This is a genomic window from Streptomyces sp. SID13666 (assembly GCF_010548325.1).
Taxonomy (GTDB): Bacteria; Actinomycetota; Actinomycetes; order Streptomycetales; family Streptomycetaceae; genus Actinacidiphila; species Actinacidiphila fildesensis.
Map to the genome: position 1 here is coordinate 1 of NZ_JAAGLX010000143.1, position 753 is coordinate 753.

Here is a 753-nt window from a genome sequence, read left to right on the forward strand (position 1 = left end):
TCGAGATCCTGCCGCTCGCCGTGTTGGCCTCCACCTCGGCGTCCGCCGGATGCGGGAGCCGGATGGCGATCTCGCCCGAGACGTTCGTCAGCTGCACGTCCGTCGGGCCCTCCGGGTCGAGGTCGACGATCATGGAGCCGCTCACCGACTCCGCGCGCACCGAGGGGCCGGAGCCCTCCACGACGGTCAGGTCGCCGGAGACGGAGTTGAAGCGCAGATCACCCGTGACCGCCTGGGCCTCCAGGCTGCCCGAGACGGTGTCGGCGCGGACCGGCCCGGAGAGGCCGACGAGTGTCGTGTCGCCGGTGACGCCCTTCACCACCGTCGGCCCGGCGACCCCCGAGACGAACGCGGCGGCGCCGACCACACCCACCTCGACGCGCGCGGCAGCCGGGACGGTCAGGGACACCACCGCGGAGCGGCGCCAGCTCTTGCGGTCCAGCCACTTGAGGAAGCCCTTCCAGGGCAGGTCCTCGTACGCCACCGTCAGCACGCCGTCCTCCTGGGTCACCACCAGGGGTGGGCCCTCGATCTCGGTGACCTCCAGACGGGCGGAACTCTCCTCCGTGCCCACCACGTTCACCGTTCCGTTGACGATGCGTACGTGCAGGCCCGTGATCGGCTCGGCGAACGCGAGGTTGCCGGGCTCTTTGACGGACCACTCGGACGTGGATGTGGTGGACATGGTGCGGACCCCCTAGGTGAACGGACGGGTTGACGAACGGCAGGCCGACGACCGGGTACGTCACGACA

At 70.7% G+C, this 753-nt stretch carries 1 protein-coding gene; it reads right to left on the reverse strand.

Annotated elements, in window-relative coordinates; all coding sequences use genetic code 11:
- The coding region (locus G3I60_RS43785) for a DUF4097 domain-containing protein (protein ID WP_164608558.1) at nt 1–685 on the reverse strand (685 nt) is incomplete at its 3' end.
- Nucleotides 686–753: the final 68 nt, after the last annotated feature.